Source organism: Phormidesmis priestleyi BC1401, from assembly GCF_001650195.1.
Classification (GTDB): domain Bacteria; phylum Cyanobacteriota; class Cyanobacteriia; order Leptolyngbyales; family Leptolyngbyaceae; genus Phormidesmis_A; species Phormidesmis_A priestleyi_B.
This window is the reverse complement of the sequence record NZ_LXYR01000024.1, coordinates 12,488-37,727: the sequence shown is the minus strand read 5'-3', so window position 1 is coordinate 37,727 and position 25,240 is coordinate 12,488. Positions and strand designations below refer to the sequence as shown.

Below are 25,240 nucleotides of genomic sequence, written 5' to 3'. Positions count from 1 at the left end.
AAGCCAGATCTATGAGGCTAAAAGCTGTTGAATCGTGGTGACCAACTGCCTGAGCTGAATCGGTTTGCTGAGGTAGTCACTGGCTCCGGCGGCGAGACAACGCTCACGATCGCTCGTCATAGCAAGGGCAGTAAGAGCAATGATAGGCACATCGACCAGGGTTGGCTCGCGGCGGATCTGCTGCATGGCTTCTAACCCATCCATCCCTGGCATTTGAATATCCATCAAAATCAAATCAGGGGTCTCAGACTGAGCTAGGGCGACTGCCTCCTGTCCGTTTTTTGCTAAAAGAACCTGATAGCCGTTTGCTTTTAGGTAGCTCAAAAGCGTCATGGTATTGGCTTCGTTGTCTTCTGCAAGCAAGATTAAGGGGGGTGCCTCTGCTCGCTGGCTCGGTGCAGTGTCGGGTTTTAGCTGGGTTTCTAGCCCCGGAGAGAATGGCACCGCAGCACAGGGAAGGTCGATCGTGAAGCAGCTTCCCACCCCCACCTCGCTGGTTAGCCCTACTTGCCCTCCGTGGAGTTCGACGATGCGTTTCACTAGGGCAAGCCCCAAGCCTGTGCCCTGATATTGGCGGTTGAGGGCGCTATCGATCTGGACAAAGGGCTGAAACAGTTTGTTGATATCTTCTGAGGCAATGCCAATGCCCGTATCAATGACCGCAATTCGCAGGAAATTTTGGGGTGAGGAATCGGCGGATTCTAGGTCGGCAGGGGTCTGCTGATGGCTGACTTTTAGAGTGATGCGTCCTTCGTCTGGGGTAAACTTGACCGCATTGTCAACCAGGTTAATCAAAACTTGGCGGATGCGTCGTCCATCCACCGACAAGTTGGGTAGATTGGGGGGCAGTTTAATCTCTATCTGGATGCGTTTTTTTAGCGCTTGTTGGCTGACAAACGCCAGACTCGATTGGCAAAGTAAAATCACGGCGGTGGGGGTGCAGTCTAGCTCTAACTGACCCGACTCAATTTTAGCGATGTCAAGAATGTCATTGATTAGCTCTAGCAAATGGGAGCCGCTGCGCTCGATGGTTTGTAGGGCTTTGATCTGTCGCTCATTGATCGTGCCAAAGACGCGATCTTGCAGTCCCTCAGTCATGCCCAAGATGGCGTTGAGGGGAGTGCGGAGTTCGTGGCTCATGTTGGCGAGGAATTCATCTTTGAGGCGAGTCGTGCGGGCAAGTTGCTCGTTGGTTTGCCGCAACTGCTCCTCAGACTGTTTGCGGCTTGTGATGTCTAAAACGGTGCCCAGAAAACTGAGAAGCTTGCCCGTTTCATCTAGGATGGGCTGCCCTTTTACCAGCACATAAACCATAGAATTATCGGGTCGCAGCACTCGATTCTCTAGTTCAAATGGCTGCACTTGCTTGATCGTCCGTCGCAAAATTGCTTTGTAACGATCGCGATCGTCGCTATGAATGGACTGCATCAGTTCTTTATAGGTTGGCTCCTGCTGTGCAGAATCACGTCCAAACATCCGAAAGGTCTCGGCTGACCAAGTAATTTTTTGGGTTGCCAGGTCAAACTCCCAGCTTCCAACGTGGGCAATGCGCTGCGCTTCAAGCAGGTAGGCTTCGCTTCTACGCAGTTGTTCTTCTATTTGTCTGCGATCGCTAATATCGGTTGCGACTCCCAAAATCTCTCTAGAGTGCCCATCCGCAGACACGATCGGGGTCTTGATGGTTTGAAAATAGAACTGTTTTCCGTCAGGAGAGGTAACTGTTTCTTCTAAAACCTTTGTAGTCATTGTGGTCATCACCTCTAGATCGACTGCCAAAAATTGCTCAACTTCTTTTGTGTTTGAATGGAAATCGGCATCTGTTTTGCTAATTAGGTCTGCGATTGTAGATTGGTAGACATTGGCAGTTGCCTGATTTACCAGCGTAAATCGCCCTTGCCAGTCTTTCACAAAAATCAGATTGGGAACGGTATCAATGAGACGACGGAGAAACTCCTGCTGCGCTTTCAACAACAGTTCTGACTGCTTTCGCTTGCTGATATCTGTCACTCGCACCAAATTCATTACCCGCCCTGCGATACTAATTCGCTTTGCTGCTAGGTTACCCCAAAACGGGTTGCCTTTACGGGTGATATATTCGACTTCGCAGCTCCAAAAGCCCTTATCTTTTATCTCTTGAGAAATTAACTTCAGTTCTTCCTCTGTAAACTGATGGCGTTGTAGCATATGACCTTCGATGTACAACAACTCGTCTTTGCCAGACGCTTCAAACAACTCTACGGCACGACGATTGCAGTCGAGCGTGATTGAGGGTTCTACATTCACCAAAAAGATTGCATCGGCTGATTCGTTAAAAATGGCTTCTCGTAGATCGCGGTTGCGGATGATTTCTAACTCTGCTTGTCTACGATCGCTGATATCACGACAAACACAAATCGCTTCTCCAGTGGGGGTGAGGGTGAGAGACACTTCATTGTCGAAGGTGCTGCCATCGCGTCGAATTGCGATCGCTTCTCCACGCCAAGCCCGCGTTTCAACTAATACGGGAAAAATATCTTGTTTAAAGCGGCTCATCTCGGCTGGCGAACAAAGCGTTTGCCAGGGTTTACCCAGGAGTTCTTCAGCACAGTCATAGCCAAATAGTTTGACCTGGGCTTCGTTTAAGTAGGTGTATTCGCCGTTAGTGTTGAGCATGACAATGCCGTCGATCGAGGCTTCGATCAAAGCTAACTGGCGATTGAGGGTTTCTTCGGCTTGCTTGCGATCGGTGATATCTTCTGCAATCCCAGCGAGACGATAGACTTCTCCTTGGGCGTTATGGATGGGGAAGGCGCGATCGTGAATCCAACGCAATGTTCCATCGGGCTGAAGAATACGATACTCCTCGTCATATCCCTCCATTCGCTCTGCAAGAAGCGCCAAAATCCGCGTCTGGTCTTTGGGGTGGACTGCATCGGTAAAGGACTGCGGCAAAGCGTAAAGCGAGTTGCAGGAGCGTCCCCAAATTGTCTCATAGGCAGGGCTAACATAGATGGTCTCGCTGTAATCGGCACTACTCACCCAGAAAACGCTCTGAATATGTTCGGCAATCTGACGAAACTTTTCTTCGCTCTGTTGTAACGCTTCTTCTGCTCGTTTGCGATCGCCAATCTCCTCCACCACTCCGATCGAATAATTTGGTTCACCGGATGGCTTGTAGATTAAAGAGACCGTGAGACTGATCCAAACTGCACTACCGTCTTTGTGCAAGTAGCGCCTTTCGATGGAAAAGGAATCGATGGCTCCAGCATACAGTTGCTGCCGTTCTGCTTGCGCCCTGTCTTCCTCTTCTGGATGGAAAATATCCTTGAAATTCTTAGTCAACAACTCTTCCTGGGTGTAGCCTAGAATGTCACACAGTTTTTGGTTGACCTTTACATACTGTCCATCCGGGGTTGCCAAATTCATGCCAACTGCTGCCTGGTCAAAGAAGGCACTCAGGGTTGCTTCGCTGCTGCGGAGAGCGGATGTGCGTTGTTCTACCCGATCTTCTAACTCCTGGTTCAGTTGTTCCAACGATTCAGTGGCTTGCTGCCGTTCTAACTCTGCGGCTGCTCTCGTTGCAAAGATGCGTAAAAACGCCTCTGCCCACTGAATATCTTCCATAGGCTTATTGTCTAGAATGCAGAGACAGCCTAGTGGCTGACCGTTGGTGCTTGTAATCGGAATGCCCAGATAGCTGTCCGCCTGCAAGGACTGAACGAGAGGATATTCAGAGAAGCGTTGTTGAAGCCCTGTAGGACAATGGAACTGCCCTTGTTCGATCGCGCTAGTCCCGCAGGGGGTATTTGCCAGTGCAAACGTGATCTCTGGCTGCATCTCGTCATCTTTCCAATATGCCAGTGTTTGCAGATGATCGCCCACGAGTTTAGTCACTAGGACATGTTGCACCTTCAGTGCCAGCATTAACTGCTGCGCCAATGTTGAGAAGAAGTCTTTACCTGTGACAGAGGCAGTGCTTTCTATGAGGCAGCGCAGAGCAGTTTCTGCCTGCTTGCGATCGCTAATATCGCGAGTCATAAAGAGAACCTCATCATCGCCACTCTTGATGACTCTAACCTCTTCATCTTGAAGCCGATCGCCCACTTGGACTTGCTGCTCATACACCTGCAACTCGCCCGTCCGCAAGGCTTTCTGCAAATAGTGCAACTGGCGATCGACAAGCTCTGCTGGCAGCATATCAGCCATCGATCGACCTGTGGGATCAGCGTCTTGAGATAACATATCAAAATCCCGATTTGGGATGCCATAGCTGCGATAAACCCCATCAGACCCAACCCGAAACATCAGATCAGGAATGGCTGCTAAGACGGCTTTGCTTTTGGCTTCGCTTTGCTTGAGGGCAAATTCGGCTTGCTTGCGATCGCTAATGTCACGCACTAAAACCATCACTTCGTCTTCGCCATAAGGAACAACCCGCACCTCTTCAAACTGCGTTCTGCCTTCAATAGAGAAGTCTTGTTCATAAATTTGAATAGAATTCGTTTGTAGCGTTAGTTGAATAAATTTCAGGCGTTTTTGCGCCATGTCAAAAGGTAAGCTATCAGACACATGGGTTCCCACCATCTCAAGCAGATTGCCCAATACATGAAAGTTGGGAGTCGCTACAAATTCTAGGTGTATCCCCGCTCGGTTCATCCGGATGATCAAGTCGGGGATGGCGCTCACTAAAGCTCGTTGATGGGCTTCACTTTTTTGGAGTGCCTCTTTCGATCGCTTACGATCGCTAATATCGGTGACTGTGCCGACATAGCCGATGACTGTTTCCACCTCGTCTCGTTCGGCAACAAACTGTCCATATACCCACGTCACCCCACCGTCAGGACGTTGGAAGCGGTATTCAAGCCGAAAAGGGCGATTCTCTTGGGTAGATTGACACCATTCAGCGACAATTCGGCTGTGGTCGTCGGGGTGCAGTGCTTGTTGCCATCCCTCTCCAACAGCGGCTTTTAGAGCGAACCCGGTGATCTGAGACCAGCGATCGTTGACATAGGTGTAGTTGCCCACAGCATCGGTACGAAAGATCCCCACTGGAGCCGTTGCCGCAAGGGTGGCATAGCGCTGTTCGCTCTCTCGCAGCCGAGTTTCTGCTTGCTTGCGATCGCTAATGTCAGCCACCATGCCAATTACGCCCATCGTCTCGCCCTGGTCGTTAATCAGCCATTGACTCCGATCTTCGATCCAGATGTAATGCCCCAGTTGATGCTGAACTTGATACTGGGCAAAAAAAGGAGTTTTGTCAGCAATGGCTTGTTGGGTTGACAGGTCAAGTGTCGTCTGATCATCTGGATGAACCAAAGCCCGCCAACCCGCTAGATGGGTCGGTAATGCCGAAGACGGGTAGCCCAGGATTTGCTCTATGTTTGCGCCCCAAGTAATGAAATCACGAATGAAATCGTATTCATAGAGCATTTGCCCACTTGCTTGCCCTGCTAACTCATAGCGATCGCGCCATTTGGTCAGTTCTGCCAATTGGTGTTGACTCAGTACCTCTGCCCGCTGCCGTTCTGCCAGTTCCTCCTGCAACTGCGCGGCAAGTGCGAGTAATTTCTCCCGTTCTGCTTTGGTCTTGAGGTCGGTTGTTCGGGCTGCCGCCTGTTGCTCTAGCTCAAGGGTATGACTTTTTAGCAAAGCCACATTTTCTGCCTCCAGGTGCGCTATTTTTTCTTCCAAACCCTCTACCATCTGTAGGCTTGGCGAGTTGAGAGCTTGCAGCAAACTCTTATGGGTCACCAACCCCACTAGGCGATCCTGCTGATCTAAGATGGGCAAATGACGAATGTGGTAGTGCTGGAGCAGGTTAAGGGCAAAAAACAAATCGCTAAAGGCAGACTCGCGCAGGGTGGCAACCGGATGGGTCATCACCTGTCGCATCACCCGGCGATCGAGGGGTTGCTGCTGGGCGCTCAGGCGCACCACGTCGCGCTCGGTCAAAATGCCAACGACTCGATCGTCTTCCACCACAACCACGCAGCTAGACCGCGCCTCTTGGAGGTCGTCTGATTGACCATCTGCTGTTCTAGGGGCGTTGCCGTGAGATCGCACACCGCTCATTTGGGCGATCGCATCTATCACGATCGTATTAGGTGCAACCACTAAGGGATTTTGAATAATTGCAGTCTTCAGTTCTAGCGAAGTAAGCGCCGTGGCACGAGTGAACATGATTTATAAAGGTTTTATTTTTCATTTAATCTTCAGTCAGCCTACCCTGCTTATCACGAGATGGGATGTGGGGCAGCAACTATAAACTTGAGGGGCGTTGCTGAGTGCAGGTATGAACTGCCCTCACGAAGTGGGGCGAAGCCCTCGCCAACTCTTCTCCTCAAGAAGAAGGGAGCTAAAGATCTTGTCCCCTCTCCTCCTGGGAGAGGGCTAGGGTGAGGGTCGATCTAGCAATTCATCCATCAATTCAGCAACTATAAATTTGAGGCAACGATGTCACTCCGAGTGCGGTAAAACATCTGGGCACCTGAATGGAGCGGAAGCCACTGGAGATTTTTTGCTCCGTTTCTTTGCCTTACAGAGAGTGCCCTCTAACCCCTCCCTCATATCATTGAGCAGATGTTTGACAAGCTAGAATTTTCTGCTCGTCGCAATTTGGCAGCAGAGATTCAGGGGTTGCGCGATCGCAAATCACTGTAGCGCTCCCACGCCTCGCGAACCGAATATCAGGAATTTTGACAATCTCAGTCTATCTTTGTGATGAATTGGCGTTCTTTTTGCTATGCTTGTTGAGGCTCAAGTCACCTAACTTGCGCTTTGGCATCATAGCCAGCTCGTGCGGATGTGGCGGAATTGGTATACGCGCACGCTTGAGGTGCGTGTGGCTTTGCCTTGCGAGTTCGAGTCTCGCCATCCGCATATTAAAGAAGGCACTCCGATCGGAGTGCCTTCTTTTCGTTAAAGCCAAAAACTAGACTCCTAAAGGAATCACCTGTTGCTCAGGATTTTGAGCCGTCTGGTCTTGAGAGCTTTCAGTCGGTTTATGAGCGACCAGATATTTACTCATGAAATGCACCTGCGTTGAGACCTCGGTGAAGCCAGCGCTGTGCAAACGAGCAACCAAGTCGTCATTCATATAGTGACGATAATAAGGCTCATGGAAGGTGTCTGAGAAGCCTTCCATGATGAGGGCTAAATCTGGCGAATCGCTCACCTGAACTGAATCGCAAATCACAAACGTGCCACCCGGTTTGACCACTCTAAAAGCTTGGTCAATTACATTCTGACGTGCTTGAGGAGGCAACTCGTGGAACAAGAACACACAGGTCACTGCGTGAAAATAGTTCTCTAAGTAAGGCAATTCTTCACCATTAGCTTGAATGAGTTGAGGCAACTCACCCGGAGTCTGAGAAAGCAACTGATTTGCCTTCCTTAGATAAGCAGGAGAGAGATCGACTCCATAAAGAGAGGCTTTCGGCAACATCCCGCGAAGCATTCTTAACGTGCGACCTGTGCCGCTTGCAATATCTAGAATCTTAATTTGCCGAGGCTCAACAGAGCTAAACGCTTGTAGACCTTCCTTTAAAGGAGCCAAGATTCGACGACGCATCGCATCTGCCGCCCCATTGAACAGCAGCTCTACCTGCAAGTCATAGAGATTTGCCGACATATCGCTGAGATAGCCGTCAGTCTGATGATGAAAGTTTTGCACATAGTAGCTAGGGTAGCCACTCGTCTCGACCTCTGATGAAAACTCCTGGTAGCGCTTTTGGTTCGCCCGCTCCCAAATCCGAGGCATATCTAGCCAGACAGCCGGATAAAACCGAAAGAAATCTCCCCACGGGTTATCAAACAAAATGCTTTCTGGGTAAACGCCTTTTTCTGCGTCTTGCCAGTCAGCGTCAAGAATCTGATTAAACCGCTGTTGAATCTTGAGCAGCAATTCAGGAGCCAGTGAAATTGTTCGTTTTTCTGGCGGGGGAGCCATGAAATTTAGCACTTGGGTGCTAAAGATTTTATGCGCTAAACCAAAGTAGCTTTTGCTTTGCTGAAACGTTTGATATGCCAGCTTTGTGATTGTGTCGGGCATGATGACTTTAAGAGACTCGCGATCGACGACTTGTAACTAAGTGTAACGAATCTTAGGAGTCAGTATCATGCACTATTTGCAGATTTTGTAATAAAAAATGGCGATCGCTGAAAAGTGCGATCGCCAAAGTCAAGAATTAAAATCGTGAGTCAATTTTGAAGTTTCAAAATCGCAGTCTTTTAGTGATCAGTCACTTTGGGCTGCTGATGGCGATTTTTGTGCCACTTATACCAGTTTCCGTCTGTAGAAAAACCGTTAGCCAGCATGAATGCAACGGTGTCATCACTCACGTCTACGATCTGAGATTTGTTGGGTTGGTTAAACCGTTTCATGGCGCTTACCTCTTGAAAAGTTGTAGTAAACAGGAGGCGCGTTCCTTCGGGACTTCCCTACTTCCGTCTCTTCAAAAACAGAACAAATTCGATTTCTGAAGAAGATGAACGATTGATTTCTGTATCCAATATAACAAAATTGAATCCAGAAAACCCTAATTTTACAAAATTTAAGAATCAACCCCGTAGATCAATTTGGCATCACACCCATTGCAACCTATTCCAAAGCAAATCCCCCAACAGAAGATTCTGTCAGGGGATTTGATCAATTAAACGGCTGATTCACGATCGCCATTTAGCAGTCGTAATACAACTCAAACTCGTAGGGAGTCGGCAATTTGCTGATAGGCTTGACTTCGCCCTCGATCTTCATCGCAATCCAGTTATAGATAAAGTCTTCGGGGAAGACACCGCCCGCTGTGAGAAATTCGTGATCTCTCTCCAGATTCGCCAGCGCTTCGGCAAGACTAGCAGGAGCTTTGGGCACTTTTGCCAATTCCTCTTTGCTCATTTCGTAGATGTCTACGTCTAGAGGTTCGCCCGGATCAATCTGGTTTTTGATGCCATCTAGACCCGCGCAAAGCATCGCCGCAAACGTGAGGTAAGGGTTGCTCGACGCGTCAGGACATCGGAACTCTAGCCGCTTGGCTTTGGGATTGCTGCCAGAGAGCGGAATCCGAATCGATGCCGATCGATTACCCGCCGAGTATGCCAGATTCACCGGAGCTTCAAAGCCAGGAACCAATCGCTTGTAAGAATTCACCGAAGGGTTAGTAAAAGCCAAAAGTGAAGGCGCGTGTCGGATCAAACCGCCGATGAAGTGCAGCGCCATTTGGCTCAAGCCTGCATATTGATCGCCTGCAAACAACGGTTGTCCATCCTTCCAGATTGAGATATGGCTGTGCATTCCAGAGCCGTTGTCATCGTGGATTGGTTTGGGCATAAAGGTCGCTGTTTTGCCATGTTTACGAGCGACGTTCTTGACGACATATTTGTAGGTCATCACATAATCAGCCGCGTGCACCAAGTCAGAGTAGCGAATGCCTAGTTCACACTGTCCGCCAGCAGCGACTTCGTGGTGATGCTTCTCGATCGGCACCCCGCATTTTGCCATCGTCAGCAGCATCTCAGTTCGGATGTCTTGCAGCATATCTGAAGGAGCCGTCGGAAAATATCCGCGCTTCTTGCTAATTTTGAAGCCCAAGTTGCCGCTAGCGTCTGAATTGCCTGAGTTCCAAGCCCCTTCGCTCGAATCAACGGCATAATAGCCCGTGTGACCCTCTTGCCCATAGCGAACATGATCAAAGATAAAAAATTCGGGTTCAGGTCCGCAGAAGACCTTATCGCCAATGCCCGTCGAGATGAGATAGTCAACGGCTTTTTGGGCGATCGATCGAGGGTCGCGTTCATACATCTGCCCGGTGCGAGGGTCTACGATCGTGCAAACCATGCTTAGAGTGGGCACTTCCATGAAAGGGTCCATCCAAGCAGTTGTGGGGTCGGGCACCATCGCCATGTCAGAGCTGTTGATGGCTTTCCAGCCTCGGATGCTAGAGCCATCGAAGGCTACGCCACCAGAATTGAGAAACGATTCTTCCTCAATTAAGCTTTTGTGAAACGTACAATGCTGCCAGATTCCATAAAGATCTACAAACTTGAGGTCAATCAGTTCAATATTCTGATCCTCAATCATCTTTAGAATTTCTTGTGCTGTCTCAGCCATGAACTACTCCTTAAATCGTTGGCTAAAGGTTCTTTTCAGAAGGTTTCGAGCGAGTAAAGACGATGACTCAGTTAAGATGCCTTGCCTCACTCGATATGGCTTGTGTTGCTTCTGACAGGGAATGAACGATCGCGCATCTCTACAGCAGCTAGATTCTGACCTCTCTGAATCATGGTAGGGAGAGCGATAGAGGAGTTTTGTATCTGAAACTACAAAATCGTCAGTCGTTGGCGAAAAATTAAATCAGGGTTAACGACTAGCTAAGAGTCAGGAACGCAAGAATGTAACGTTTCACAAAGTCTAAGGGGTCAAGACTGCTTGTGGTTCAATCGGTTCAACCCTGCATGATAGACTTACCCTAAATCATTTTGATGGGCTGCTCGGCTAGTTGCTGTGGGTCGAGGCTCCAGTCAGGGAACGACAAACACTAAATTTGTTTACTGGGTTAATTGGGAGAAGAATTTCATGCGGGATGCAGTGACAAGCCTGATTAGAAACTACGACATCACAGGTCGATATCTCGATCGCAATGCAGTTGATGACTTAAAATCCTATTTTGAAACTGGGATGGCGCGGGTGCAGGCAGCCGGAGTGATTAACTCAAATGCGGCAGCGATCGTCAAGCAAGCGGGTTTGCGATTGTTTGATGAACTTCCCGAATTGATTCGCCCAGGCGGTAACGCTTACACCACTCGTCGCTATGCCGCGTGTCTGCGAGATATGGACTATTATTTGCGCTATGCCAGCTATGCGCTGGTCGCCGGAGACACTGACGTGCTGGATGAGCGGGTGCTAGAAGGTCTGCGAGAAACCTACAACTCGCTAGGAGTGCCGAGCGGTCCGACAGTGCGCGGCATTCAAATCATGAAGGAGATTGTGAAAGAGCAGATAGAGGCGGCTGGGATTGAAAAAACGACGTTTGTTGATCAGCCGTTTGATTATATGTCAAGAGAGTTGGGTGAGAACGACCTGTAGTTTACATTGGGCGATTCGATTTGTGTCGAGTCAGATCGGTCGCTCAAAACACTAGGGGCAAAGCATTCAGAGAGCGATCGTCGAAGGTTCCGAGAGATTGTTTACTAAATGTTTCGCCCCTGCGATCGTGAAGGACAGTCTTCTAATGCTTCAAGTGGACATCGGGTTCTAGCACCCACACTGAGAAGCCGCGATCGCTCAATGTAATCACGGTTTCACCGCCCTTTTGGGTGAGACGATCGGCAAGCTCGATCGCAGCTTCTCGGTCTTTCACCACCCGCAAAAGACTGTAGTATTTCCCACTCGTAGAAATTGCTTCTAAGGGTTGTGCTATGTCAGGCACCAAAATCATACAAGATTCGTACTCCCAATCATCTTGCAAAATCTCATAGAGACGATTTGCAGGGTTTTTTATCGCTCTTTAACGACCTTAAAAAAACTATAGTATTGGTCGCCTACCTGAATTGCCGCTAACCGATCGCTCTCATTAGGCACCTGAATATGACACGATCGAGATTGACTGCGAGACTCTAAAAGCTTGAACCGAGGCTGATTGTCAGCCTGCGAAAAAGCGGGAGAGGAATGAACCTGAGCGCGCATAGGTCTTTAAACTGAAAGATTAAAACAATTGTTAAGAAATATTATGCTGTCTCGCGACCGGGTTTTAGAACCGTGTAAATCCCGACTTTTGAGCAGAATAGACCACAAGAGTCGAGATCCTAGAAAATATGGAATGATAGGGTCATCCTTCTCTTCGTTCCTCGTCGTTTTAAGATGGCTATACCGTGTCACATTATTGTTGAGGGCAACCCCGCGATCGTCTACGCCAGTCGAGGCGGCGGACCCCACAAAGTATTGCCAATTTTAGAGCGGTTTCTCGATAAATTCTGGCAAGAGCGTGACCTTTCTGAAGAACATGGTGACACACCAGAATGTTTATTGGCTCAAATTGTGGTTCGGTTTGGCTATGAGATTTGTGAAGATGATTTCTCTAATCTCAAAGTAGGTGTGAGCTATGATTCCACTGCCGAATATTTGTATTTAGTTTGCTCCGATCGCTCGGTCGTCGTCTGGGAAGCCGGAGAGGATTATCACAAAGACCCGACGTTGGGATTGCAAGCCTGTCAAAGGTCGATCAGCATCCAATGGCTAGCTGAACACGACTGAAGGTTGCTCATAGGCAATCGTCTTTCAAGGCATCTCGAAACAGAGTGAAATCAGTTTCAACTTGCACAGCATACGATCGGGCGTAATCCAATAACAGAGGATGCCAATCAGCGGCATCTTCAGCAAAAGCGATGAGATCATCCGCGATCGCTGATCCCTGTCGTCCTCCACTTCGCAATTGCCCCCAAGCCGTCACCTCTGCCATCGTCTGGATGACTTTTTTGAGGCGTTTGATTTTGCCATTCCAGGCGGCGAGATTGACTCGATCTGCGGTGGGCTGAAGTTCTCGCAGCACATAAGATTTGCGGTCTAGCTCTAAAGGCTTAAGCAACGCAGGAGGCGATTCTTGAAACCGATGCTGAATGGCGGAAATACGGTCTGCCTCACTCGTCCATTTGGGTTGATGCACTTGCAAATGAGGATAGAGAGAAGACGATCGGGCAGCTTTCAAATCAAGTAGATAATTGCGCTGTGGTGAGCCGTCGCCTTCGACTAAGAGAATGTAGCGATCGAGTCCTAAACTTCCCGTTCCCGCGATCCGATGTGCTACGTCCAATACTTTAAAGAACCTCGGATTCGACTGACTCGTCGCCCATTGGTTGATCAAAGTCGTGATCGTTTCGCGTTCTCCTGGAGTCACTGCAAACGTCTTTCCCGGAATGATCTTAAGCTTGCGCTGCTTGTCTTTTAAATCGGTTCGTTCGGTTAGAAAGACTTTGCGATCGCGCTTTGCCAAACTCTCTAATAACTCTCTGACCAACCCAGTTGCCGTCTGTGGATGAATATCACGAGCTTTGCCCATTTGCAACGCTGCGGTGTAGGAGTCTAGAAAACACTTGCAAAGTTCTTGTGCTTCTTCTTCGCTGATTTTGAGGGTGTGAGCGGCAACCAAGACACTCGTGAGAAAGCGAGCCGTATCCCAGCTACAGGGCGCCAACACCGATTCATCAAAGTCATTGATATCGAAATAGACGAGCCGATCGTCCCCTTTATAGCTGCCAAAGTTCTGTAAATGCAAATCGCCACACACCCAAACCGGGGGCATTTTGTCGATCGCCGCCTCTGCGGGAATATCCTGATAGAACAGGTGACACGTCCCTCTCAAAAAGCCAAAGGCGCTGCTTGCCATCGCCTGATATTTGAGCTTCAACAGATTCGGGTCGCGGTCTTGATTAAACTGCTGAATTTGGGCAACGATATTTCTAGCTGACATCGGTAAAACTGACCAGTTGAATGGATTCTGAAATTTAACCTACCAATAAATGTAGGTGAACGCGCTAATCTGGTAGATGGCGGATCACAAAACATTCGCCTACCTTATTTTGATGAAACGCCGATCGTGTGGCACTTATTTGACCTATGTTTGACGCTCTCGCTGATCGCTTAGAACAAGCCTGGACTAAATTACGCGGTCAGGACAAAATCTCTGAATCCAACGTTAAAGACGCGCTGCGGGAAGTTCGTCGGGCGTTGCTCGAAGCCGATGTCAACCTGCAAATCGTCAAAGACTTTGTGGCTGAGGTTGAGCAAAAGGCACTCGGCGCAGAAGTCGTGCAAGGGGTGCGCCCTGATCAGCAGTTTATTGAAATTGTCTATAACGAGCTAGTGCAGGTGATGGGGGAGGCAAACGTCCCATTGGCTGAAGCGCCATCAAAACCGACGATCGTCCTGATGGCAGGTCTGCAAGGCACAGGTAAAACCACCGCCAGCGCCAAACTCGCGCTCCACCTCCGCAAAGAAGAACGCACCACGCTGCTGGTTGCAACCGACGTTTATCGACCTGCGGCGATCGACCAACTTGTTGCCCTCGGCAAACAGATCAACATCCCCGTTTTTGAACTGGGAACGAGCGCCGATCCGGTTGAGATTGCGCGGCAAGGAGTCGAGAAAGCGAAAGCCGATGGCGTGGATGTCGTGATTATCGACACAGCAGGTCGGCTGCAAATCGACCAAGACATGATGGGTGAACTTGCCCGGATCAAGCAAACCATTCAGCCCCACGAAACCCTGCTCGTCGTGGATGCCATGACGGGGCAAGAAGCCGCCAACCTGACCCGCACCTTTCACGAGCAGATTGGCATCACCGGAGCCATTCTTACCAAACTAGACGGAGACACTCGCGGGGGTGCCGCGCTGTCAGTGCGCCGAGTGTCAGGACAGCCGATCAAATTCATCGGTGTGGGCGAAAAAGTTGATGCGCTGCAGCCGTTCTACCCCGATCGCATGGCATCCCGAATTTTGGGCATGGGCGACGTGTTGACGCTGGTTGAAAAAGCCCGCGAAGAAGTTGATCTGGCAGAAGCCGAGAAGATGCAGGAGAAAATTCTCTCTGCAAAATTCGACTTTACCGACTTTCTCAAGCAGACTCGGTTGCTCAAAAACATGGGTTCGCTGGGCGGCATCATGAAGCTGATTCCCGGCATGGGCAAGTTGAGCAGCGAACAGCTTGAGCAAGGCGAAACCCAACTCAAAAAAGCGGAGGCGATGATCGGCTCCATGACGGTGCAAGAGCGCAAAGATCCCGATATTTTGTCGAGTTCTCCAAGTCGTCGCCGTCGGGTTGCCAAAGGCTCTGGCTACGGTGAGAGAGAAGTCAGCGAACTGGTGACAAACTTCCAGCGAATGCGAACGATGATGCAGCAGATGGGGCAAGGCAACTTCCCTGGAATGGGCGGAATGCCTGGAATGGGAATGCCTGGAATGGGTGGCGGAATGCCCGGAATGGGTGGAATGCCTGGAATGGGCGGCAACACACCTCCGCCTCCCGGATGGCGCGGCGGTGGCGGCAGCCCCAACAAAAAGAAGAAAAAAGACAAGAAAAAGAAGGGATTTGGAACGCTGTAATAAAGGTTGAAGCTGACAGCCTACTGATTCCCCGGCTGTGATACGATGAGTAGTCCGCAATCTAAATATTTTGCAATTCAACAGGAGTTCAGTTTTCTAGCATGATCAAACTGCGATTAAAGCGATACGGTAAAAAGCGCGAAGTCAGCTACCGCATCGTCGCCATTAACAGTCGCGATCGTCGCGATGGTAGACCGATCGCTGAAGTCGGGTTTTACAACCCCCGCACCGATGAAACGCGATTGGATGTGCCCGCGATCGAGGCTTGGCTACAAAAAGGCGCACAGCCGACCGAAACCGTTCGCAACATTCTCACCAAAGCCAGCGTTTTAGAACCAAAAGCTCGTGCCTGATTCCATGACAGAACCCGCAATCGCCGTTCCAGACTATGCAGGTTTGGTGCGCTTTTTAGTTAAGCCATTTTTAGAAACCCCAGACTCGCTTAAAGTTGACTGCGAGATATCGTCTCGATCGCGAGTCTGGGTGCGCCTAGCCTTTGAAGGCACTGACAAAGGGCGAGTATTTGGTCGCGGTGGGCGAAACATTCAAGCCATCCGCGATGTCCTTGAGGGCGTGGCAAAAGCAGCCGGACACACTGCCCTATTAGATGTTTTTGGCACTCAAAAAGAAGGGTCTGATCACGGCTCGGATGAGTCATTTTCGCCTCGTCGATCAGAAGCGCCGCCGCGTCCGTCAGGTGTGCCAAGGGTGGTGCCTAAGCCTAAACCTCGACTGAGTGAGTGACTAAACTTTACGGTTTTAAGCCAGTGTCTTATGACTCTCGCTAAGATAATAAATAGATGCTGAAGAGACATCTGATCAGTCTGCAAAGACTTAGATTCAGGTGTCTTTAGCGTTTAGATATTGAAGTTTGAATCAGCCTTCATCAAACTTCAGCGTCACGACTCTACACCCCAACCTGGTCTGCATGGTAGAAACCTTAACTGTTGAATTGCCGAGCGTTGAAAGCGCGATCGCCCTAGCCGGAACTCAGGAAAACAACCTGAAAACCCTTTCCAAGCAAACTGGAGCAACGCTAGTGATGCGAGGGCAGGAGCTACTGATCTCTGGAACCAAGCAGCAAGTTAATCTAGGACGAAAACTCGTTGCGGCACTCAAAGATTATTGGAGCCAGGGTAAGCCGATTAATAGTGTAGATATTCTCACAGCGCGTCAAGCTTTAGACGACCACCAAGAAGGCACCCTGCAAGAGCTTCAGCAAGATGTCTTGGCGCGAACGAGACGCGGCGATGTGATTCGCGCCAAAACCTTTCGACAGCGGCAATATATTCAAGCCGTTCGCACCCATGATCTGACCTTTGGCATCGGTCCTGCTGGGACTGGAAAAACCTATCTGGCAGCCGTTCTAGCCGTGCAAGCGCTGCTGTCAAACCAATATGAGCGATTGGTGCTGACCCGTCCGGCGGTGGAGGCAGGCGAGAAGTTAGGCTTCTTGCCTGGAGATTTGCAGCAAAAGGTCAATCCCTACCTGCGTCCGCTTTATGATGCGCTGTATGAGTTTGTCGAGCCAGAAAAAATTGCCAGTCTAATGGAGCGAGGCATTATTGAAGTGGCTCCGATCGCTTATATGCGCGGTCGCACTCTCAACAATGCGTTTGTGATCGTAGATGAGGCGCAAAACACGACTCCCGCCCAGATGAAAATGCTGCTGACTCGCATTGGCTTTCGCTCTAAAATGGTGGTGACGGGCGACTTGACGCAGACCGATTTGCCTCATCACCAAACGTCTGGGCTGATGATGGCAGAGCGCATCTTACGATCGGTGGATGGGGTCGCATTCTGCAATCTCTCAAAAGCTGACGTAGTGAGGCATCAGCTAGTGCAGCGCATTGTAGAAGCTTACGAAGAGTTTGAGCAGTAGTCTACTTAAAGGGGCGGAATGCAATGCAAACTCATATAAAACAAAACTTTGGCACTTGGATCTGATGCAGTAACCGTGAAGACTACCGGACTCAAATCAACTAGGACGAAGTGTAAAAGCTGTCGTCTGCATTCCAGTGCGTCGCGCTGTTATCGTTCGGGCGCATATCTACCTCCTATGTTTTGCCAAAATTATTAGAAACTCGTCAATTACTTCTTTGGAAAAGTCATAACAGCGTTCAGCAGAATAATGTTGAATACATAGGATGCCAGATCTCTTAAACCAAGAGTCCTTTTCAGAGTCTTTTTCATATCGATCGGGATGATATGAAACTTCTAAAATTCCCCACACACTATCTTGACAGATAAGAAAATCCACTTCGCGATGGTCATTATAAAAGTTTCCTGTATCTGCTCGAACTCCCAGAGGAAGGGGGAAGAATAGAAATTTCCGTGTCTCTAACTCCTGAGCAATTCTTATTTCAGAACGAGAAGCGAACTTCATCTCATTATAAACGTAGATCTGCTTCCCACTTTTAGATGCTGCTTTTTCACTAATTAATGCCTGATTGGGATCTTGAGCATTAGTAATTAGTTTCTTGACGACGTTTTGCCAACCTTGCTCTACTTCTATGAGCCGGACTCGATAGACAAAAGGCAAATCATCTGCAAAATTACCGTGATTGTCATAAATCAATACTCCGGACATTTTTTTGAACGGTTCCACAAGGCTTTCAGAGTTTATGGTTCAAGGATCGAGCTATTTTTTCAGAGTTAGCTCTGCCTCTGACTTGGAAAAAAAGATCTTGTCCACGGCAGAATAAGGGTTTGAGCCTTAAAATCTGCTCAAATTTTGTCCGGAGTATTGATAAATACGTCTCTGACTTACAGTTCGCATTGCACGTTCTATAACCTTCTTAATTTGCTCATCGTTCTTGATGTACACATAAGCAGAAGTTGGAATGTCAAATGCGATAAATTCAGGATCATAGTTATCATATAAGATATGAACTTCGGTTTCCACAGCGATTGCAGCAATCTCTCTATAATCATTATCAATTAGGAGTTGTGTCCAAGTACGATGCAGTTTTGCGTCAAGCTCATTCATTGACTAACCAAAATTTAAAGAAGGATTGTTCACATATTAACCAATAATTAAACAGCAAGGTAACTTATTTTTGGAGAGAAAGTTTCCGAATATCACAATAAGTTAGGTGAATCAGGAGAAACTCTTTGCCTACTTTTAGATTTATCTGGTTCTGAGAAATCGGCTTAACATTGACTGTGCCTTGACTTCTGCACTTAATTTTTGATGCGATTATTCAAGATGAAACGACGATCGAGCATACTCAACTCAGCAGGGCTTCCAACTTGGCAAGAACTTCGTCAATGAGTTCATCGGGTGCCTTCTCGACAAACTTTACTCGTCGCGCCCGCCAATCAAAACTCTTCACCTGGTCGCTCAATATCACGCCTGATGTAGTCATCTCGCCCATGAGTTGCACTTCAAACGGATACCCTTTTGATTGATTAGTGATGGGACACATCAGTGCTAGCGATGACAGGTTGTTGTATTGGGCGGGGGAAAGAATGATTGCGGGGCGATATCCTGCTTGCTCGTGTCCCTCTTGAGGGTCAAAACTCAGTTTCACGATATCGCCTCGATCGGGCACATATGCCCTTCGACTACCAGATTTCATTGCCGATGGGTTGTCCCATATCTACTTCTGAATGCACGTTGTCTAGACTCACTCCTGCCAGTAAATCATCTAGTACATATTTCTTTTTCTCAGGCTTGATGATCAGACCGCCATCTACCACTGTAAAGGTAATGCCCGTTCCTTCTTGCAAGTTAATCTGTTTGGCAATCTGCATCGGAATGCGAATACCCAAACTATTGCCCCATTTTGCCACAACCTGAGGTTTCATTAGCTTGACCACTTGCGAAAGAATGTATAAACATTATAGATACAAAAGTGGTGAGACGGCTCTGATCTGAGGTCAGTTCACACTAGAGCAGGTTCGAGCAGTGCGCCTTGCATTCGGCTCAGCCAATCGATCAGATTTGAGAGCTGTTGGTCAGCACTGAGAAGCCCCAAGCCGCGCACGGTAACTTTGCCGGGGGTGTAGACAAAGCGGGTTTGCAGATGATTGGGCAGATTTTCTTTGAGGAGATTCCAGGCTGGCTCCTCCATTGGGGTTTCGAGAATGACGTGCTGTTTGCCTTCGGGCTTGATGCGAGAAAAGCCGATTTTTTTGGCAACTTGTTTGAGTTCCATGACGCGCAGAAGTTGCAGAGCCGCGATCGGAATCGAGCCATAGCGATCGCTCCAGTCCACCGCGATTTGGGTCAACTCTGGTTTAGACGAAGCCGTGGCGACCATGCGATAGGCATCCATTTTTTGGTCTAAATCGGGAATGTAATCGGCTGGAATAAAGGCGGTGAGACTGAGATCGATCTGGGTGTCGTCCACTTTGGGGATTTCTTGACCGCGAATTTCTTTAATCGCATCTTCGAGCATCTCCATGTAGAGATCAAATCCGATCGCGTCCATTTGTCCCGATTGTTCGGCTCCAAGTAAGTTGCCTACGCCGCGAATTTCCATATCTCGCACGGCTAACTGATAGCCAGAACCCAGTTGGGTAAACTCTTGCAGGGCGCGGAGCCGTTGACGGGCTGCGTCTGATAGCTCGTGTTTTTTGGGGTAAAACAGCCACGCGTGAGCCTGAATGCCTGCTCGCCCGACTCGCCCCCGCAACTGATAAAGCTGAGACAACCCGAACTTTTGCGCGTCTTCAATCAAAATGGTGTTGACTCTGGGAATGTCTAAGCCCGACTCGATAATCGTGGTGCAAACCAGAATATCGGCTTCGGCTTCGCCAAAAGTCAGCATCGTGGATTCGAGTTCTGATTCTGGCATTTGCCCGTGAGCTACGGCAATTCTGGCACCGGGAATCATCTCGCTCAGTTGAGCCGAGATTTCTTCAATACCTTCAACTCTGGGGACGACGTAGAAGATTTGTCCACCCCGATCGAGTTCTTGCCGAATCGCCGATCGCACCATTTCAGGATCGTAAGGCGACATGTGAGTCTTAATCGGACGACGAGACGGCGGCGGAGTCGTAATTAAACTCATTTCGCGCACGCCAGATAACGCCATGTACAACGTTCGCGGAATCGGAGTGGCGCTGAGGGTGAGAACGTCAACTTGAGTCTTGAGCGATTTAATTTTCTCTTTTTGGTTCACCCCAAAGCGCTGTTCTTCATCCACAACCAGCAGCCCCAAATCCTGGAACTGAATGCCTTTGCCTAAAAGCTGGTGAGTGCCGACGACGATATCCAATTCTCCGGTGGTCAACCGACGCTGAATATCTTTGCGTTCGTCAGCCGTGCGGAATCGATTCAGCAACCCGACTTGAATCGGATACGGCGCAAATCGTTCTTTAAGAGTGTGATAGTGCTGTTGGGTCAAAATTGTCGTCGGAGCCAGCAGTGCAACCTGCTTTCCGGCGGTGACGGCTTTGAAGATTGCGCGAATCGCTACTTCCGTTTTGCCAAAGCCGACATCGCCGCAGACCAACCGATCCATTGGGCGATCGCTCTCCATATCTAGCTTGACATCCTGCGTGGCTTTGAGCTGATCGGGCGTTGGCTGATAGGGAAACGACTCTTCCATCTCTTGCTGCCAGGGCATATCAGTTGGGTAAGAAAAACCGGACTGCTGCGATCGTTGGGCATAGAGATGCAGCAAATCTACCGCAACTTTTTTAATCGCTTTCCGAACTTTGCTCTTGGTTTTCTCCCAGGCTTTGCTCGACATTTTGTTGAGTTGGGGCACCGCTTCGCCCACGCCTCGAAATCGAGACAGTGCACTGAGTTGATCTGCCGCGACTCGCAGCAAGCCATCGGCATATTTCAGCACTAAATATTCGCGAGTTTCGTCGTTGAGCGTCAAACTTTCGAGCTTGATGAATTGACCGACTCCATGATTTTTGTGGACGACATAATCACCGGGCTGCAATTTGTTGGGATCAACTTGCTTAGACGCGGCGCGGCGACGTTTGCGAACATAGCTCGGAGTCGTTAAACTGTGTTGCCCAAAAAACTCTCGATCGGTGACCAACACCATTCTAAACGTCGGCAGAATAAAGCCTTCTAACTCGGCTAACCCCGAATATTTGACCGCAACGGGAACGTGCTGAGTTTGCAGTTTGTCGATCGCCAAAAAATCTCGCGGGTTGGGCACAAACTGCGCGGGGCAATCATGTTCTTGTAATAGAGAAACCGATCGAGACGGCTGGGCTGAGACGAGCCAGACGGAGAACCCGCGATCGCGTTCTCCTCGCAGCGTTTCGGCGAGTCGTCCAAACTGATGCGGCACCGCAGGAACGGGACGACTGGCAAGATTTAGCCCATTCTTTTCTTCTGCCAGTTCGCTGAGAAAGAGCCGATCGAAGCACTCGACTTCAGCCAGAGATGCCGCAAACGGACGATGAGTCTTAGGGAACGGATGAGGACTTTCTTGCCAATGTTCTTCGACCTGATCGAACCAGCGATCGCCATGTGCCTCACACATTTCTGGCTCGTCGAGAGCAATCAAAGTATTGTCCGGCAAATAATCCAATAGAGACGCAGGTTTCGAGAAGGCGAGTCCTAAAAAGCGGCGCATTCCTTCGATCGCGTGTCCCTGTTCAAATCGCTCTCGATCTTCGGGAGACAGATAAGACTCGACTTGCTCAATCGTGAGATTCGCTTGAATAATTGGACTGAAACTCGTGGGAGTCAGCACTAGACGATCGATACGATCGAGCGATCGCTGCGTAGACGGATCAAACTCTCGAATCTGATCTAGGTCATCACCAAACAATTCCAATCGCACAGGCAACTCAGCCGCAACGGGAAACACATCAATAATGTCTCCGCGTCGGCTCCACTGTCCCTCTGTCTCGACCAGGTTGACGCGCTCATAGCCTAATCGTGCCAGTTCGTTGCTGAGTGTGTTGAGATTCAACTCTTTGCCACGATCGAGCGATAAACAGTAGGGCGAAAACGCTTCGACGGGCGGAAGGTGAGTTTGCAGGGCGCGCTCGGTCGCCACGATCGCCAGCGATGACGGCTTCTGTTTTTCGTCGTTTGTCTTCACCAAGTCTGCCAAAACCTGTAGCTGTCCCCAATTCATCTCGGCTTCGGGGTCAAACGACTCGTAGGGCGACGTTTCAGACGTGGGATAAAAATGGACGGTTTGCCAGCCCATTGCTTCGAGTTGAGCGCTCCAGCGTCCTGCTTCTTCTAGCGTCGCTGTGACGACCAGCAACGGACGAGTTTGAGCTTGTGCCAGCGTAGACGAGACTAAGCCCTTGGGCAACCGCGCCAACCCACTCAGTCGCAAAAACTGATGTTGACCCAGTTTGTTAAGCAGTTCAGCCGTAAGGGGCAATCGTCCGAGCGCACGAGTAATCGAAGAAAACGCCATTGGTTAAGCGAGGGTATTGCAGTTTAGTTATCTTTACATTTTATCGAGCGATCGGTTGAGATGAGTGAATGTAGCGATCGTCAACTCAGAGGATGTTTTAAAAGTATGGAAAGTCTCTTCGCTACGAGTGCGTTCCGCCCCGGACTGAAAGTCGGGGCTAACGGTGCGAAACCCGTTGAAACGGGTTGAATCAGACGATATTAGGCTTTCAGTCCCTTTAGTGGACTTCGCACCGTTAGACCGTGATTTTCAATCACGGGCGGGTCATGCCATCAACGACTACTTTTAAGCCATTCTCTCAGCCCCACCCTTTCGACTTGTTATTATGTGCCACTTCATGACGATTTTGAAGTGGTTTTCTCACATCATTTATGGGTTTCTACAAGTCGTTGAAAGGCGACTAATGTTCTTTGATAGCGCTCACCTGCAACCCGATCGAGGTCGTTGTGTCCCGCCTCTGCCACCCAAAGAGACATCTTAGGCTCTCGTGCCGCTTCATAAAGTCTCTGACCGTGTTGAATCGGGATTGTTTGATCTGCTTGACCGTGCATCACGAGAACAGGGCAATGCACCTTTCGCAATTTGTCAAGGTTAGAAAACTTGTCGAAAGGAAGAATGGGAAAAGGCACCACAACTCGAAAGGCAGAGGTAAACGTACTCTCCAAAATTAACCCGCTCACAGGATGCCGAGTTGCCAGGTCAACGGCGGATCCGCCGCCCACCGATCGACCATATACAATAATTTGCTCAGGAGGTATTTTGAGTTGTTGGGTCAGGTAAGCATACGCAGCATCTGCATCTTGATAGGCATTGCGTTCACTTGGGTTACCATCGCTGGTTCCATAACCTCGATAGTCATAGGCAAAGACGCTAAATCCCCAGCCATGCAAGCGATCGAGCAAAGGACGAATATCTCCTAAATCTTCCGCATTCCCGTGAATGTAGAGCAAGGTGTATTTAGCTTGAGGATTGGGCAAGTAGAGTGCTGAAATTTGCTCAGTAGGAGTGACAGGCAGTTTAAGGAGATCTCTAGCGTTCTCATAGCTAGCAGGCTGAGGCAGAAAAATCATGCTGTCTGCTCGAAAAAAGACATAAAGCGCGAAAAAAGTGTAGATGAATAGTAGCGATCGCACCAGCTTTTTCCAACTCAGCTCCCCAATGAGCAATTTTCTTAGCGGTAATTGACGCATGAATGATTCTCAAGCCTCAATCGATTCTCAAAGATTTTAGCAAGTTAGCACAGCGATTAGAAGAGTCGAGGCGAAGGGTAAAACTCAGATACACTAAAACAGTCAGCCCCATCCCTGCCAGATCAACGAGCAGCGCCAGGAATGCCTCCCACCGTCGAACTTCTGATTATCTTGCTCTTAACGATCGCCAACGGACTGTTTGTGATGTCAGAAATGGCGATCGTCTCTGCCCGAAAAGTGCGTCTCCAACAAATGGCAAATCAGGGAGATGCAAAAGCCAAAGCAGCGTTCGATCTGGCAAGTGAGCCAAATAACTTCTTGGCGATCGGGCAAGTTGCCATTACGCTGATTGCGATTATCTCTGGTGCTTTTGGTGAGGCTGCTATCTCGCGCAGAGTCGAGCCGATTCTAGAATCGATCCCGTTTTTGCGACCCTACACTCAGCCGCTTTCGTTTGGGATCTCGGTGATTCTTCTGGCTTATCTAACGCTGATTATTGGCGAACTCGTGCCCAAGCGATTAGCGCTCAACTATCCCGAACGGGTGTCGATCATGGTGGCGATTCCGATGAGTTTGCTGGCGAGAGTTGCGTCTCCGATCGTCTTCTTGCTGGGGGTTTCAACTGATCTCGTGCTGAGAGTTTTGGGCATTCGTCCATCAGGTGAGCCGACGGTGACGGAAGAAGAGATTCGCGTCATGATCGAGCAGGGCACCGAAGCGGGGATGTTTGAGCAGGCAGAAGAAGACATCATGAAACGGGTGTTTCGGCTGGGCGATCGCCGCGTTAGTTCTCTGATGACTCCTCGCTTAGAAATTGTCTGGCTCGACCTAGAAGACTCGCTCGACGAAAATCACCGCACAATGATGGAGAGTTCTCACTCTCGCTTCCCAGTTTGTCACGGCGGATTGGATAACCTGCTGGGAGTCGTGCAGGTTTATGATCTGTTGGTTAAAACGCTGTCGGGTCAGCCGATCGATTTCACCACTTCGCTCAATTCACCTGTGTTTGTGCCCGAAAGCACTCGTGCGCTGAAGGTATTAGAGCTATTTAAACAATCGGGAACTCAGATTGCCTTCGTCGTCGATGAGTATGGCGTGATTCAAGGATTGGTGACGCTGACAGACGTTCTGCAAGCGATCGTCGGTGACATTCCCTCGGTCGAAGAACTGCAAGAACCGCAAGCCGTGCAGCGAGAAGATGGCTCGTGGCTGTTGGATGGGATGTTGCCGATTTACCAGTTCAAAGAGATTCTCAATTTAGAAGACAGAGAACTGCCGGGAGAGCAGCGAGGCAGCTATCAAACCCTTGGCGGTTTTGTGGTTATGCATCTGGGTCGCATTCCTGCACCAGCCGACCATTTTGCATGGAGCACTCTGCGCTTTGAAGTCATGGATATGGACGGCAATCGCGTGGATAAGGTGCTGGTGATGCTGGATCAAACCGAGAATCGAGGATTGGGAACAAGAGGAACCTATGAACCCGATCGACGAGACCGATCCTAGATTAGCTCAACACTTTGACGATTGAGTTGTGAGACTGGACACGGCTGTGAAGAGCGCCGATCGCCCGTAATCAACAGTACAATCGAATGAAAATAAAAGAGTTTTTCGTAAATTTGTGCGAC

20 protein-coding genes, 1 tRNA gene and 1 riboswitch are annotated in these 25,240 nt (G+C 49.3%); of the genes, 8 read left to right on the top strand and 13 right to left on the bottom strand.

Going from position 1 to position 25,240, the window contains the following annotated elements; genetic code table 11:
* Window positions 1-9: 9 nt before the first annotated feature.
* The gene (locus A8707_RS29075; RefSeq protein ID WP_068817862.1) at window positions 10-6,159 is read right to left on the bottom strand and encodes a PAS domain S-box protein; all 6,150 of its coding nucleotides are present in this window, start codon (window positions 6,157-6,159) and stop codon (window positions 10-12) included.
* A gap of 618 nt (window positions 6,160-6,777) precedes the next feature.
* Here A8707_RS29075 and A8707_RS13965 point away from each other — a divergent pair.
* Window positions 6,778-6,858: transfer RNA gene (locus tag A8707_RS13965), tRNA-Leu, on the top strand.
* Between the two features lie 52 nt (window positions 6,859-6,910).
* On the opposite strand, the gene A8707_RS13960 is transcribed toward A8707_RS13965, so the two are convergent.
* The 3 genes from A8707_RS13960 to glnA all read right to left on the bottom strand — a co-directional run bounded on the left by A8707_RS13960 (window position 6,911) and on the right by glnA (window position 10,084).
* Complete coding sequence (locus A8707_RS13960; protein ID WP_082906362.1) at window positions 6,911-8,029, bottom strand: class I SAM-dependent methyltransferase; 1,119 nt, start codon at window positions 8,027-8,029, stop codon at window positions 6,911-6,913.
* A gap of 179 nt (window positions 8,030-8,208) precedes the next feature.
* Window positions 8,209-8,361, bottom strand: a complete 153-nt coding sequence (locus A8707_RS28160) for a hypothetical protein (protein ID WP_156518572.1) — start codon at window positions 8,359-8,361, stop codon at window positions 8,209-8,211.
* A 35-nt stretch (window positions 8,362-8,396) separates the two neighbouring features.
* Window positions 8,397-8,474, bottom strand: a riboswitch (Glutamine riboswitch).
* A gap of 182 nt (window positions 8,475-8,656) precedes the next feature.
* Window positions 8,657-10,084: a type I glutamate--ammonia ligase gene (gene glnA / locus A8707_RS13955; RefSeq protein ID WP_068817861.1), complete on the bottom strand. Its 1,428-nt coding sequence runs from the start codon at window positions 10,082-10,084 to the stop codon at window positions 8,657-8,659.
* A 465-nt stretch (window positions 10,085-10,549) separates the two neighbouring features.
* Between glnA and apcB the strand changes: the two genes are divergently transcribed.
* Window positions 10,550-11,059, top strand: a complete 510-nt coding sequence (apcB, locus tag A8707_RS13950; RefSeq protein WP_068817860.1) for an allophycocyanin subunit beta — start codon at window positions 10,550-10,552, stop codon at window positions 11,057-11,059.
* 142 nt (window positions 11,060-11,201) lie between these two features.
* On the opposite strand, the gene A8707_RS13945 is transcribed toward apcB, so the two are convergent.
* On the bottom strand, window positions 11,202-11,411 hold the full coding sequence (locus A8707_RS13945; RefSeq protein ID WP_082906361.1) for a hypothetical protein: 210 nt from the start codon (window positions 11,409-11,411) through the stop codon (window positions 11,202-11,204).
* Between the two features lie 59 nt (window positions 11,412-11,470).
* Window positions 11,471-11,659, bottom strand: coding sequence for a hypothetical protein (locus A8707_RS13940; RefSeq protein WP_068817858.1), 189 nt, complete (start codon window positions 11,657-11,659; stop codon window positions 11,471-11,473).
* A 174-nt stretch (window positions 11,660-11,833) separates the two neighbouring features.
* On the opposite strand from A8707_RS13940, the gene A8707_RS13935 reads away from it, so the two are divergent.
* Window positions 11,834-12,226, top strand: a complete 393-nt coding sequence (locus A8707_RS13935) for a histidine kinase (protein ID WP_068817857.1) — start codon at window positions 11,834-11,836, stop codon at window positions 12,224-12,226.
* A 7-nt stretch (window positions 12,227-12,233) separates the two neighbouring features.
* Here A8707_RS13935 and A8707_RS13930 read toward each other — a convergent pair whose 3' ends face one another.
* Window positions 12,234-13,439 carry a DUF2252 domain-containing protein gene (locus A8707_RS13930; RefSeq protein ID WP_068817856.1) on the bottom strand — a complete coding sequence of 402 codons (1,206 nt, stop codon included), beginning with the start codon at window positions 13,437-13,439 and terminating at the stop codon, window positions 12,234-12,236.
* Between the two features lie 146 nt (window positions 13,440-13,585).
* On the opposite strand from A8707_RS13930, the gene ffh reads away from it, so the two are divergent.
* The 4 genes from ffh (at window position 13,586) to A8707_RS13910 (ending at window position 16,952) form a co-directional block, all read left to right on the top strand.
* The gene (gene ffh, locus A8707_RS13925; RefSeq protein ID WP_068817855.1) at window positions 13,586-15,070 is read left to right on the top strand and encodes a signal recognition particle protein; all 1,485 of its coding nucleotides are present in this window, start codon (window positions 13,586-13,588) and stop codon (window positions 15,068-15,070) included.
* 101 nt (window positions 15,071-15,171) lie between these two features.
* Entirely contained in the window at window positions 15,172-15,423 is a 252-nt protein-coding gene (gene rpsP / locus A8707_RS13920) for a 30S ribosomal protein S16 (protein WP_068817854.1), read from the top strand.
* A gap of 4 nt (window positions 15,424-15,427) precedes the next feature.
* Complete coding sequence (locus tag A8707_RS13915) at window positions 15,428-15,814, top strand: KH domain-containing protein (RefSeq protein WP_068817853.1); 387 nt, start codon at window positions 15,428-15,430, stop codon at window positions 15,812-15,814.
* A 127-nt stretch (window positions 15,815-15,941) separates the two neighbouring features.
* Window positions 15,942-16,952, top strand: a complete 1,011-nt coding sequence (locus tag A8707_RS13910) for a PhoH family protein (protein ID WP_331711719.1) — start codon at window positions 15,942-15,944, stop codon at window positions 16,950-16,952.
* A gap of 168 nt (window positions 16,953-17,120) precedes the next feature.
* On the opposite strand, the gene A8707_RS13905 is transcribed toward A8707_RS13910, so the two are convergent.
* The 6 genes from A8707_RS13905 to A8707_RS13880 all read right to left on the bottom strand — a co-directional run bounded on the left by A8707_RS13905 (window position 17,121) and on the right by A8707_RS13880 (window position 23,615).
* On the bottom strand, window positions 17,121-17,678 hold the full coding sequence (locus A8707_RS13905; protein WP_068817851.1) for a hypothetical protein: 558 nt from the start codon (window positions 17,676-17,678) through the stop codon (window positions 17,121-17,123).
* Between the two features lie 108 nt (window positions 17,679-17,786).
* On the bottom strand, window positions 17,787-18,059 hold the full coding sequence (locus A8707_RS13900; RefSeq protein WP_068817850.1) for a hypothetical protein: 273 nt from the start codon (window positions 18,057-18,059) through the stop codon (window positions 17,787-17,789).
* A gap of 241 nt (window positions 18,060-18,300) precedes the next feature.
* Window positions 18,301-18,651 carry an endoribonuclease MazF gene (mazF, locus tag A8707_RS13895; protein ID WP_068817849.1) on the bottom strand — a complete coding sequence of 117 codons (351 nt, stop codon included), beginning with the start codon at window positions 18,649-18,651 and terminating at the stop codon, window positions 18,301-18,303.
* Entirely contained in the window at window positions 18,638-18,880 is a 243-nt protein-coding gene (locus A8707_RS13890; RefSeq protein WP_068817848.1) for an AbrB/MazE/SpoVT family DNA-binding domain-containing protein, read from the bottom strand. Before A8707_RS13890 ends, mazF begins: the two co-directional genes overlap by 14 nt.
* Before the next feature lie 77 nt (window positions 18,881-18,957).
* A complete protein-coding gene (gene mfd, locus A8707_RS13885) occupies window positions 18,958-22,425 on the bottom strand; it encodes a transcription-repair coupling factor (RefSeq protein WP_068817847.1) in 3,468 nt (1,155 codons plus the stop codon).
* Window positions 22,426-22,790: 365 nt separating this feature from the next.
* Window positions 22,791-23,615: an alpha/beta hydrolase gene (locus A8707_RS13880; RefSeq protein WP_068817846.1), complete on the bottom strand. Its 825-nt coding sequence runs from the start codon at window positions 23,613-23,615 to the stop codon at window positions 22,791-22,793.
* 141 nt (window positions 23,616-23,756) lie between these two features.
* Between A8707_RS13880 and A8707_RS13875 the strand changes: the two genes are divergently transcribed.
* A complete protein-coding gene (locus A8707_RS13875) occupies window positions 23,757-25,118 on the top strand; it encodes a hemolysin family protein (RefSeq protein WP_068817845.1) in 1,362 nt (453 codons plus the stop codon).
* Window positions 25,119-25,240 lie beyond the last annotated feature (122 nt).